Source organism: Methylobacterium sp. J-070 (assembly GCF_022829385.1).
GTDB lineage: Bacteria > Pseudomonadota > Alphaproteobacteria > Rhizobiales > Beijerinckiaceae > Methylobacterium.
Genome location: NZ_JAKSXX010000124.1, coordinates 26,550 through 37,901 on the forward strand (window position 1 = coordinate 26,550; position 11,352 = coordinate 37,901).

At 69.8% G+C, this 11,352-nt stretch carries 8 protein-coding genes and 2 pseudogenes; 7 read left to right on the forward strand and 3 right to left on the reverse strand.

All coding sequences use genetic code 11. The features are described from left to right. From MKL01_RS12335 to MKL01_RS12350, 4 genes are read left to right on the forward strand one after another with little or no spacing between them, the layout of a single operon-like run. The gene (locus tag MKL01_RS12335) at nt 1–192 is read left to right on the forward strand and encodes a hypothetical protein (RefSeq protein WP_243905516.1); all 192 of its coding nucleotides are present in this window, start codon (nt 1–3) and stop codon (nt 190–192) included. A gap of 56 nt (nt 193–248) precedes the next feature. Continuing rightward, complete coding sequence (kdpB, locus tag MKL01_RS12340) at nt 249–2,339, forward strand: potassium-transporting ATPase subunit KdpB (protein ID WP_243905517.1); 2,091 nt, start codon at nt 249–251, stop codon at nt 2,337–2,339. Nucleotides 2,340–2,361: 22 nt separating this feature from the next. Then, on the forward strand, nt 2,362–2,967 hold the full coding sequence (locus MKL01_RS12345) for a K(+)-transporting ATPase subunit C (protein ID WP_243905518.1): 606 nt from the start codon (nt 2,362–2,364) through the stop codon (nt 2,965–2,967). Nucleotides 2,968–2,986: 19 nt separating this feature from the next. Continuing rightward, nucleotides 2,987–5,704, forward strand: coding sequence for a sensor histidine kinase (locus MKL01_RS12350; protein ID WP_243905519.1), 2,718 nt, complete (start codon nt 2,987–2,989; stop codon nt 5,702–5,704). A 45-nt stretch (nt 5,705–5,749) separates the two neighbouring features. Here the strand turns inward: MKL01_RS12350 and MKL01_RS12355 are convergent. Both MKL01_RS12355 and MKL01_RS36195 read right to left on the reverse strand, forming a co-directional pair. Further along, nucleotides 5,750–6,382: pseudogene (locus tag MKL01_RS12355) on the reverse strand (solute carrier family 23 protein); the annotation flags it as partial. A 46-nt stretch (nt 6,383–6,428) separates the two neighbouring features. Then, a pseudogene (locus MKL01_RS36195) lies at nt 6,429–6,623 on the reverse strand (hypothetical protein); the annotation flags it as partial. A 247-nt stretch (nt 6,624–6,870) separates the two neighbouring features. Here MKL01_RS36195 and MKL01_RS12365 point away from each other — a divergent pair. Further along, entirely contained in the window at nt 6,871–8,355 is a 1,485-nt protein-coding gene (locus MKL01_RS12365; protein WP_243905520.1) for a PAS domain-containing protein, read from the forward strand. A 19-nt stretch (nt 8,356–8,374) separates the two neighbouring features. Here the strand turns inward: MKL01_RS12365 and MKL01_RS12370 are convergent, their stop codons facing one another. Then, nucleotides 8,375–9,094 carry an HWE histidine kinase domain-containing protein gene (locus tag MKL01_RS12370; protein ID WP_243905521.1) on the reverse strand — a complete coding sequence of 240 codons (720 nt, stop codon included), beginning with the start codon at nt 9,092–9,094 and terminating at the stop codon, nt 8,375–8,377. A gap of 616 nt (nt 9,095–9,710) precedes the next feature. Here MKL01_RS12370 and MKL01_RS12375 point away from each other — a divergent pair. Together MKL01_RS12375 and MKL01_RS12380 are read left to right on the forward strand one after the other, a co-directional pair. After that, nucleotides 9,711–10,838 (forward strand): glycosyltransferase, encoded by a 1,128-nt coding sequence (locus tag MKL01_RS12375; protein WP_313901460.1) that lies wholly within the window; start codon nt 9,711–9,713, stop codon nt 10,836–10,838. A gap of 362 nt (nt 10,839–11,200) precedes the next feature. Continuing rightward, nucleotides 11,201–11,352: glycosyltransferase (locus tag MKL01_RS12380; protein ID WP_243905524.1), on the forward strand; the 152-nt coding region annotated here is incomplete at its 3' end.

Below are 11,352 nucleotides of genomic sequence, written 5' to 3' on the forward strand. Positions count from 1 at the left end.
ATGCCGCGCGCCCTCCCCGGCCGGCGCCCGGCGCGCCACCACCTCGTGCTGCACCGGCCGCCGCAGCGCCCCGGCCGGGGACAGCCGATCCGGACCTCCGACCTGGTGCTGGCGCTCCTCGGCGTCGTGCTGCTCGGCGGCTTCGCCCTCCTGGCGGCGATCGCGCTGACCGCCGGCACCGTCTTCCCCTGACCCCGGCAGCGCCCGGCGCGCCGCGCCGGGCTCCCTCACCCCTTCGGACATCTCCCATGTCTCGTCAGACGTCATCCCTGTTCAGCGCCGCCCTGGTCGGGCCGGCCCTCCTCGGCTCGCTGCGGAAGCTCGACCCGCGCGCCATGATCCGCAACCCGGTCATGTTCGTCGTCGAGGTCGTGGCCGCGCTGACCACCGTGCTGTTCGCCCGCGACCTCGTCACCGGGGGGCACGACCTCGCGTTCTCGGGCCAGATCATCCTCTGGCTGTGGTTCACCCTGATCTTCGCCAATTTCGCCGAGGCGCTCGCCGAGGGGCGCGGCAAGGCCCAGGCCGACAGCCTGCGGCGCACCCGCACCGAGATGACCGCCAAGCGCCTGAAGGGCCCGGGCGGCAGCTACGAGACGGTGCCGGGGACCGAACTCAAGGTCGGCGACGTCGTCCTGGTCGAGGCCGGCGACCTGATCCCCTCCGACGGCGAGGTGATCGCCGGCGTGGCCTCGGTGAACGAGGCGGCGATCACGGGCGAGTCCGCCCCGGTGATCCGCGAATCCGGCGGCGACCGCTCGGCGGTCACCGGCGGCACGCAGGTCCTCTCCGACGTCATCAAGGTCCGCATCACCGCGGCCGCCGGCTCGACCTTCGTCGACCGGATGATCGCGCTGGTCGAGGGCGCGTCCCGGCAGAAGACGCCGAACGAGATCGCCCTCAACATCCTGCTCGCCGGCCTGACCCTCGTGTTCGTCTTCGCGGTGGCGTCGATCCCGAGCTTCGCCAGCTACGCCGGCGGCGCGATCCCGGTGATCGTGCTGGTCGCCCTGTTCGTCACCCTGATCCCAACGACGATCGGCGCCCTGCTCTCGGCGATCGGCATCGCCGGCATGGACCGGCTGGTGCGCTTCAACGTCCTCGCCATGTCGGGCCGCGCCGTCGAGGCGGCGGGCGACGTCGACACCCTGCTCCTGGACAAGACCGGCACCATCACCCTCGGCAACCGGCAGGCCACCGAGTTCCGCCCGGTCTCGGGCATCAGCGCGCAGGAACTCGCCGACGCGGCGCAGCTCGCCTCGCTGGCCGACGAGACCCCTGAGGGCCGCTCGATCGTGGTGCTCGCCAAGGAGAAGTACGGCATCCGCGCCCGCGACATGGCCGCGCTCAACGCCACCTTCGTGCCGTTCACCGCCCAGTCCCGGATGTCCGGCGTCGACCTCGACGGCGCCTCGATCCGCAAGGGCGCGGTGGAGGCGGTGATCGCCTCGCTCGCCGAACAGCCCGCGGTGAGCCGCGGCTCGAACGCGGCGCTCGCCTTCGCGCCGGCTCCGGAGACGCAGGCGGTCGGCGAGATCCGCGCCGTCGCGGAGACGATCGCCAAGGCCGGCGGCACGCCCCTCGCGGTCGCCCGCGACGGCCGGCTGCTCGGCGTCGTCTACCTCAAGGACATCGTGAAGGGCGGCATCCGGGAGCGCTTCGCGGAGCTGCGCCGGATGGGCATCCGCACGGTGATGATCACCGGCGACAACCCGATGACGGCGGCGGCGATCGCCGCCGAGGCGGGCGTCGACGACTTCCTCGCCCAGGCGACCCCGGAGGACAAGCTGGCGCTGATCCGCAGGGAGCAGGCCGAGGGCAAGCTCGTCGCCATGTGCGGCGACGGCACCAACGACGCCCCGGCGCTGGCCCAGGCCGATGTCGGCGTCGCCATGAACACCGGCACGGTGGCGGCCCGCGAGGCCGGCAACATGGTCGACCTCGACAGCGACCCGACCAAGCTCATCGAGATCGTCGGCATCGGCAAGCAGCTGCTGATGACCCGCGGCGCGCTGACGACCTTCTCGATCGCCAACGACGTCGCCAAGTACTTCGCGATCATCCCCGCGATGTTCCTGGGCCTCTACCCGCAGCTCCAGGCGCTCAACGTCATGCATCTGGCCTCGCCGCAGAGCGCGATCCTGTCGGCGATCATCTTCAACGCGCTGATCATCGTCGCGCTGATCCCGCTGGCCCTGCGCGGGGTGACCTACCGGGCCGTCGGCGCGGCCGCGCTGCTGCGGCGCAACCTCCTGATCTACGGCCTCGGCGGCGTCCTCGTGCCGTTCGTCGGCATCAAGGCCATCGACCTCGCCGTCACCGCCCTGCACCTCGCCTGAACCGGTTCCCCGGAGATCCGCCATGCTCAGACAGCTTCGCCCCGCCCTGGTCCTGCTCACCGCGCTGACGGTGATCACCGGGCTCGCCTACCCCCTCGCCATGACCGGCCTCGCCGGGGCGATCTTCCCCGCCAGGGCCGCCGGGAGCCTGATCGAGCGCGACGGCACGGTCGTCGGCTCCAGCCTGATCGGGCAGACCTTCGCGGGCCCCGGCTACTTCCACGGGCGGCCCTCGGCCACCACCGCGCCCGATCCCGCCGACGCCTCCAAGACCGTGCCGGCGCCCTACAACGCGGCGAACTCCTCGGGCTCGAACCTCGGGCCCACGAGCGCGGCGCTCGCCGAGCGGGTCAAGGGCGACCTCGACGCCCTGAAGGCGGAGAACGCGACCGTCCCGGTGCCGGTCGACCTCGTGACCACCAGCGGATCCGGCCTCGACCCGGACATCTCGCCGGAGGCCGCCGACTTCCAGGTGCCCCGGGTCGCCAGGGCCCGCAAGATCCCCGAGGACCGACTGCGCGCGCTCGTGGCCTCCCGCATCGAGGGGCGCACGCTCGGCATCCTCGGCGAGCCGCGCGTCAACGTCCTGGCGCTGAACCTCGCCCTCGAGGATCTCGTCCGCCCCTGAGCGGCGCTATAGTGGGTTCATGCCGGAGACCAGCCGCGACCCGAACCGCCCGTCCCCCGACGCCCTGCTCGACGCGGCGCGCCGGGAGGAGCGGACGCGCGGCCGGCTCAAGGTCTTCCTCGGCGCCGCTCCGGGGGTCGGCAAGACCTACGAGATGCTGACCATCGGGCGCGCCCGGCTGCGGGCCGGAACCGATGTGGTGGTCGGGGTCGTCGAGACGCACGGGCGGGCCGAGACCGAGGCGCTGCTCGACGGTTTCGAGACCATTCCCCGCCGGCCGGTGCCGTATCACGGCGCCACCCTCGACGAGATGGACCTCGACGCGCTGCTCGCCCGCCGGCCGGCCCTGGCTCTGGTCGACGAACTCGCCCACACCAACGCGCCGGGCTCGCGCCACCCCAAGCGCTACCAGGATGTCGAGGAACTGCTCGACGCCGGCATCGACGTCCTGACGACCCTCAACATCCAGCACGTGGAGAGCCTCAACGACGTGGTGGCCTCGATCACCCGGATCCGGGTGCGCGAGACGGTGCCGGACGGCGTGCTCGACCGGGCCGACGACATCGAGGTGGTGGACCTCAACCCCGACGACCTGATCCAGCGCCTGAAGGACGGCAAGGTCTACCTCCCGACCAACGCCGAGCGGGCGCTGAAGCACTACTTCTCCCGCGGCAACCTCACGGCGCTCCGCGAGCTGGCGCTGCGACGCACCGCCGACCGGGTCGACGACGAGCTGCTCGGCCACATGCGGGCCAACGCCATCGCCGGGCCGTGGGCGGCCGGCGAGCGCGTGCTGGTCTGCGTGAACGAGGATCCCCGCTCGGCCGGGCTCGTCCGCTACACCAAGCGCCTTGCCGACCGGCTGCACGCCCCCTGGACGGCGCTCTCCATCGAGGGCGCCCGCGCGGCTGCCCTGAGCGAGGCGGAGCGCGACCGGATCGCCGAGGCCCTGCGGCTGGCCGACCGGCTCGGGGGCGACGCCGTCACCCTCCCGGGCGGCCGCCGGATCGCCGACGATGCCCTGGCCTACGCCCGCGCGGCCAACGTGAACCACATCGTCGTGGGCAAGGCGAACCGGTCGTGGCTGTTCGAGCTCCTGCACGGCTCGGTGGTTCACGACCTCCTGCGCGACAGCGGCGCCATCAGCGTGCACGTGGTGCCGGGGGAAGCGGTGCCGGCCGACAGGCAGCCGCGCCGCGCGATCGCCACGGCCGCGCCGCGCTCCGGCATTCACCTGCGCCCCTATATCGGCGCCCTGGTGGCGATCGCGGTCGGGCTGGGCAGCGCGATCCTGGCGCAGCCCTATGCGGGGGTCGAGAACGCCGACCTGTTCCTGCTCACCGCCGTGGTGGCGGTCGCCGTGCGGTGGGGGCTGGGCCCCGCCCTGGTCTCGGTCGTGGCGGCCTCGCTCGCCTACAACTTCTTCTTCCTGCCGCCGGTCTACACCCTCACGATCGCCGATCCGACCAACGTCGCCGCCTTCCTGCTGTTCACGCTCGTGGCCGTGCTGGTCTCGAACCTCGCCTCCCATGCCCGCCGCGTGGCGGTGGTGAGCCAGGGGCGCGCCCGCGCCACGGAGCGGCTGTTCGGCTTCTCCCGGAAGCTCGCCGCCTGCGGCACCCTCGACGACGTGCTCTGGGCCACCAGCGCGCAGGTCGCGGCGATGCTGAAGGTCCGCGTGGTCCTCCTCCTCCCCGAAGGCGAGGCCATCACGGTGATGGCCGGCTATCCGCCCGAGGACCGGCTCGACGAGGCCGACGTGGCGGCGGCCCAATGGGCCTTCGACAACGACAGGCCGGCCGGCCGCGGCGCCGACACGCTGCCGGGGGCCAAGCGCCTGTTCCTGCCGATGCGCACCGGACGCGGCACGATCGGGGTGATCGGCCTCGACGCGGACGGGCCCGGTCCGATCCTGTCGCCGGAGGGTCGCCGGCTGCTCGACGCCCTGACCGACATGGGCGCGCTCGCCATCGAGCGGGTGCGGCTCGTCGAGGATCTCGACCGGGCCGAGCGCGCCGTCGAGACCGACCGGCTGCGGCAGGCGCTGCTCACCTCGATCAGCCACGACCTGCGCACGCCGCTGGCCTCGGTCCTGGGCGCCGCCAGCACGCTGCGCGACCTCGACGCGGCCCTGGCGCCCGACGCGAAGGCGGACCTGCTCGGAACCATCATCGGCGAGGCGGAGCGGCTCAACCGGTTCATCGCCAACCTCCTCGACATGACCCGCCTGGAGGCCGGCGCGGTGACGCCGAACCTCTCCGCCCAGGACGTCGCGGAAACGGTCGACACGGCCCTCCGACGGACCCGGGCGATCCTGGCCGACCACCGCGTGGTGGTGGAGGTCGCGCCGGACCTGCCGCCGCTCGACCTCGATCCGGTCCTGTTCGAGCAGGTTCTGGTCAACCTGCTCGACAACGCCGCCAAGTACGCGCCCGCGGGCTCGACCGTGACGGTGCGGGGCCTGCGCGAGGGCGCCCGGCTGTACATCCGGGTGCTGGACGAGGGCGAGGGTCTGCCGGAGGCCGACATCGAGCGGGTGTTCGACAAGTTCTACCGCGTTCGCAAGGGCGACAGGGTCCGGGCCGGCACCGGACTGGGCCTCGCCATCGCGCGCGGCTTCGTCGAGGCGATGGGGGGCACCGTAACGGCCGCCAACCGGCGCGACCGCAGCGGCGCCTGCTTCACCGTCGCCCTGCCGGTTCCGTCCCGTGAAGCGGCGAAGGTCATCGCCGCCTGATCCCGGGTCCGCCCGACGGGCTTGGCCGGCCGCACCGACCCGTCGATGCGCCCCGCCCGTCGCGGCGAGCTTGTACAGGAACACGGCCGCGATCACCCACACGACCGGCTTCACCTCGCGGGCCCGGCCGGCCGGCAGCTTCAGCGCCGCGTGGACGATGAATCCGCAGGCGATGCCGGTCGCGATCGAGTCGGTGAACGGCATGGGCAGCGCCGTGACGCAGGCGGGGACCGCCTCGGTGCGATCGTCCCGGTCGAGGGCCGCCAGGTCCCGCAGCATGAGGCAGGCCCCGTAGAACAGGGCCGGTGCGGTGGCGTAGGGCGGGACCGCGGCGGCCAGCGGCGCGAGGAACAGGCAGGCGAGGAACAGCACCGCGACGATCGCGGCGGTGAGCCCGGTGCGGCCGCCTTCCTCGACGCCGGAGGCGCTCTCCAGGTAGGCGGTCGCGCTCGACGTGCCGAGCAGCGAGCCCACGAAGACCGATGCCGGATCGGCCATCAGCGCCCGGTCGAGCCGGGGCATCCGGCCCGCGGTGAGCAGCCCTGCCCGGCTCGCCACGCCCATCAGCGTGCCGGTGGCGTCGAACAGCGCCACCAGGAACAGGACCAGGATCACGTTGAGCAGGCCCCCCGGCAGGGCGCCCGGGATGTCGAGGGCGAACAGCGTCGGCGCCGTCGATGCGGAAATCGTCATAGTGCGCGGCGCCGATCGCCCGTGCGACGTCGCCCTCGACCCGGCCGCGGCACTGCATCGGGTTGGTCAGCCGTCCGGCATCGGTGGCGTGGATGCTCCGGCGGATCCGGACCTCGTCCGTCACGGTGAGGTCGGCGCCGCGGCGATTAGGACGTTGTGACGCGGGCTGGCGGCTATGCAACCCAAAGTAATCCAATCTCCGCTCCAAGCCTGAGAATCTTGGCATTACAGAGCGAATTACAACGTATCGCTGTAGGGGCGTTCGCGCAGATGTGATGTGTGGGCTGATGAGGGCCGGCGCCCTTAACTGTTGTTCAAGACGAAAGCGGCTATTTCGAAAGACGAGCCTCCTTGGTCGGCGGTATAGTCCAAAAAGATAATTTATAAATATCCGCGCCGACCTTGAAGGGCCGACACATCTGAAGCGGCGGGTACTGAGGCCGCTTTTTCCTGCGAAATACTCGGAGCAATTGATGTTCGCGCGCCTGAAGGGTCGCAGGGACCAGACCGCAAAGCTGGATGCGCTGAGCCGATCCCTCGCCACGATCGAGTTCGCGCTGGATGGCACGATCCTCGATGCCAACCGCAACTTCCTGGCGGCGATGGGCTACACGCTGGACGAGATCCGCGGCCGCCACCACGGCCTGTTCGTGGAACCGGCCCAGCGGGACAGCGAGGCCTATCGGCAGTTCTGGGAGCGGCTGCGGAACGGCGAGTTCCAGACGGCCGAGTACAAGCGCATCGCGAAGGGCGGCCGCGAGGTCTGGATCCAGGCCACCTACAACCCCGTCCTTGACGCGGCGGGCAGGCCGTCCAAGATCGTCAAGTTCGCCACCGATATCACGGCGCACAAGCTGCGCGCGCTTGATCTCGAAGGGCAGATCACCGCCCTGCACCGGTCGCAGGCGGTGATCGCGTTCGCCCTCGACGGCACCGTCGTCAGCGCCAATCCGAACTTCCTCGATGCGGTTGGATACCGCCTCGACGAGATCGTCGGACGCCACCACGGCCTGTTCGTCGACGAGACCGAGCGTCTGGGCGAACCCTATCGCGCGTTCTGGGCGGCGCTCGCGCGCGGCGAGTACCAGTCCGGCGAGTACAGGCGCATCGCCAAGGGCGGCCGGGAGGTCTGGATCCAGGCCACCTACAATCCGATCACCGACGCCGATGGTCGGCCGATCCGCGTGGTGAAATTCGCCACCGACATCACCGCGCAGGTCGGCGAGCGGCAGCGCCGGGCGGACACCCAGCGTTCGATCGGCGACGATCTCGACGCGATCGGTCGTGCCGTGGCGGACGTCACGCGGCAGACGGGCGAGGCGGCCGCCACGGTGGGCCGGGTCTCGGACGACATCCGGTCCGTGGCGTCGGGCACGGGGCAGCTCTCCGACTCGGTCGACGAGATCAGCCAGCAGGTGTCCCACGCGGCGGGCATCGCCGGTCAGGCTGTCGATCAGGCGCAGCGGACCGGGCGCATCGTCGCGGGCCTCAGCGAGCAGGCCACGCAGATCGGCGACGTGGTCGGGCTGATCTCCGGCATCGCGGCCCAGACCAACCTGCTGGCGCTCAACGCCACGATCGAAGCCGCCCGCGCCGGCGAGGCGGGACGCGGCTTCGCGGTGGTGGCGAGCGAAGTGAAGACGCTCGCCGAGCAGACCGGCCGGGCGACGGACCGGATCCGCGGGCAGATCGCTTCGACGCAAGCGGCGACGCACGAGGCCGTCGATGCCATCGGTGCCATCCAGGGCACCATCGCGACGCTCAACGCGGTGTCGTCCGCCATCGCGGCCGCGGTCGAGGAGCAGTCGGCGGTGACCCGGGAGATGTCCGGCAGCATGCACACCGCCTCGCAGGGCGTCGCGGCGATCTCGGCCGGCATGGACACCATCGCGCAGGCGAGCCTGCAGGTCGACCGTGCCACGCGTCAGGTGCGCGAGGCCTCGCGGGCCCTGGGGTGACCCGGCGCCGGCGGTCGCCTCAGCCCGGCTCGCCGCTCTCCTCCACTCCGCTCTCCTCGGCCAAGTGGCCCACCCGCGGGACGAGGGGGAAGCGGACGGCGCAGCGCAGGCCGTCGGGTTCGAACGCGAGGGCCACGCGGGCGCCGAGTTCGTAGCTCAGCATGTCCCTCAAGACCTGCATGCCGAAGCCCTGTCGGGTCGGCGGGGCGATGCCGGAACCGCCCGTCTCCTTCCAGGTGAGCGTCAGGTCGGCGGGCACTCCGGCGGCGTCGCCCGCGACGGACCACGCCACTTCGACCTCGCCCCCGGCGAGGCCGAAGACCCCGTGCTCGACGGCGTTGCTCGAGAGTTCGTGGACCGCGAGGGCAACGAGCTGCGCCGCCTTGGGCTTGAGCCGTATCGGCGGTCCGAACAGCTCCGCCTGCTCGCCCTCGCGGATCAGGTGGATCATCAGCTCGTCCGAGATCAACGTGTGCAGGTTGACCTCCCCGAACGTGTCCGCCGAGACGCGGACCCGCGCGATGGCGTCCAGGCGCCCCTCGAGATGGGTCGCGTAGCTGTCGACGCTCTCCGCGGTCTCGGCCGACAGGCGCAGCACCGCCCGCAGCATCGCCACGGTGTCGCGCAGGCCATGGCGAAGGCCGCCGGGCAGCCCGGCCTCATCCAAGAGGCGGCGCAGGCGGGCGTTGTCCGCCTCAAGCCGCACGAGGCGATCCGCGAGGTCGTGAGACTCTGCCATGGCGGCCCTCTGCGCGCGAAACGCCTGTTCGCCTGTGTGCGGCTCGATCGATGGGCGCGATGCCTCCGGAAGCATCTCGTGTCGGGGAATCGCGGTCAACTGCATCCCTCCGGCAGCGGGGACGCATCCGCCGCCGGTCGCGCCTCGGCGCGGCGGGCCCTGCGCCGCCGGGGGGGGCGTTGGCCGATCGCGGAACCTCGATACAAGCCCCGCTCTCACCGAGCCGGCCTGCCGGATCCGGGCCCTGTCGGAGCCCGAATCGACGGCACCGTCGTGGCGATCAGCTTAGCGGCAGGCCAAAACATCCTTTTCTAAAATTGCCGGTATGATCCCCAAGCCGACCCGTCGAGCTCTGGCGGGCAATACAAAGCTCTTAAAATTCCTTTCTGGGGAACAGAAATGAAATTTTGCGATCGAATATAGAAGTGTAAATCAGGAAACGTGACAATATAATTGACTGAAATACTGCTATCCTCGACATCGGACTCATGGCGGCGTCTTTTGCGGCGCCCTCAAAGCACCGATAGAAGCCTCCAGTGGCTCTCCGTACGTCGTAGCTCCGACCGGGCAAGGCTACCCTGTGATGAATCATTCTGGTCAGACGATCTGCCTTTCGATGATCGTCAAGAACGAGGCGCACGTCATCCGCCGGTGTCTCGAGTCCGTTCGGCCGATCATCGATCATTGGGTGATCGTCGACACCGGATCGACGGACGGGACCGGGGAGGTCATCCGGGCCGCGCTGGCGGACGTCCCCGGCACCCTCGTGAACCGCCCCTGGGTCGATTTCGCCGCCAACCGGGGCGAGGCGCTCGAACTGGCGCGGCCGCACGGCGATTACGCCCTGATCATCGATGCCGATGACGAGCTGATCATCCCGGCGGGTTTCGTGATGCCGCACCTCGATGCGCCGGGCTATGCGATCACGATCCTCGATAAATCTATTCAGTACTGGCGGACACAGATGGTGAGCCGCGAACATAACTGGTATTATCGGGGCGTCCTGCACGAATTCCTGACGTGCGACGATGTATCCTGGGTGGACATGCTTCCGCTCTCGATGCGACGCGGCCTGGACGGCGCACGCCACCGGGACCCGGGAACCTTCAGGCGCGATCTCGAAACCCTCGAGAGGGCGCTTGCCACGGAGCAAGATCCGCTTCTCTGCGCCCGGTACACGTTCTACCTCGCGCAGTGCTATCGCGATTGCGGCGCGGACCGGGAGGCGCTGCACCATTATCTGAGACGTGCCGAACTCGGGTTCTGGAACCAGGAGATCTACGTCAGCCTGCTCAACGCCGCCGGTCTCATGGAACGCTTGAACGAGCCCGGGGACGCGATCCTGGCGCTGTATGACCGGGCCATCGCCGTCTGCCCGGAACGGGCGGAGGCACGGTATGGCGCCAGCCGGATCTGCAGCGCGGCCGGCGACTACGCCCGCGCTCTGCAGTATGCGCGGGACGGTCTTCCCACGGACATGCCGACCGACGCGTTGTTCGTGTCGACCTGGATCTACACCTATGGATTGAAGCACGAATATGCGCTGAACGCGTTCCAGCTGAACCAATCCCGCGTCTGCCTGCACGCCTGGCTGGACGTTCTCCAGCAGCCCGACATCGAAGCCGAGCGTCGGGCGCAGATCAGCAGTCTCGCGCGGGTGGCGCTGCGCAACATGGTCGACCCGATCTGGGGCATCGGCGCGTCGGGATACCGTTCCGAATACGTGCCGGCCTGGCAGACGTAGCGCCTGTTCGAGGGCCGCCCCAGGGCCGCCTATGTCGTCTGCGGACCGGCCTGGGATCGGGCCCCCCGGAGGGCCGGTTGTCGCGAGTTCGTTCAAGCAATGTCTCGGTAGAGAAAGATTAAAATCGATATAGATCCTATTATATATGGTCGAAACCGAGTTTATAGACTTATGATACTAATAATATCTAATTCTGCTGGGGTAAATTCGGGCTTTTTGTTAAATATCATTGAGCATGAAGCTTAAGTGCTTTGCGGTCTCGCTCGAAAAACGCTAGACACGCGATTGAAACGCAGCCCGCGTTGAAGCACATCTTGAGCCGGAATCTCATGAACAGCACCGGTCAGACGATCTGCCTTTCGATGATCGTCAAGAACGAGGCGCACGTCATCCGCCGGTGTCTCGAGTCCGTTCGGCCGATCATCGATCATTGGGTGATCGTCGACACCGGATCGACGGACGGGACCGAGGAGGTCATCCGGGCCGCGCTGGCGGACGTTCCCGGCACCCTCGT